Below are 470 nucleotides of genomic sequence, written 5' to 3' on the forward strand. Positions count from 1 at the left end.
TATCAACGCAGAGTACATGTGCGGACGGCGGTCCTGGCCTGCTCGCAGCACCGTCAGGCCGGATCCCTCCCGCAGGAACAGGTCGACCACCGCCAGCTGCCAGGCATCGCCCAGGTCTTCCAGAAGCGCGACGGCTTCTGTCGCGGTTTCGGCAACGCCGACGACCTCGGCGTCCGCGAGCTCTTCCAGGGCGGGGATCAGGTTTTCCCTGATCGTGATGCTGTCCTCGACGAGCACGGTGGAAAGCGGCATCACGGTGGCGCGGGGAAGCGCAGATGAGGTTGTGGGCATCAATAGGACTGACTGCCCGCAATTGGTACCGAGAAGTCTCACATGGCGTGTAGGCCGTCGTCGCGACTTGGCCTGCCTGTCTTTACCTTCGGCCTCTTTTGAATAGGATCAAGGAGTGTTGAACGACGAGGAGCCGCATGACATCCCAGACCTCCAGGCCTGCGCAGGAAGATCCTTCG

The 470-nt window shown here is 62.1% G+C and carries 1 protein-coding gene; it reads right to left on the reverse strand.

The annotated features are described in order from the left end of the window. The coding region (locus tag J5M73_RS31240) for a response regulator transcription factor (protein ID WP_207816931.1) at positions 1 to 252 on the reverse strand (252 nt) is incomplete at its 3' end. Positions 253 to 470: the final 218 nt, after the last annotated feature.

The sequence above is a fragment of the Pseudomonas sp. 50_B genome (assembly GCF_017491625.1).
Lineage (GTDB): Bacteria > Pseudomonadota > Gammaproteobacteria > Pseudomonadales > Pseudomonadaceae > Aquipseudomonas > Aquipseudomonas danubii.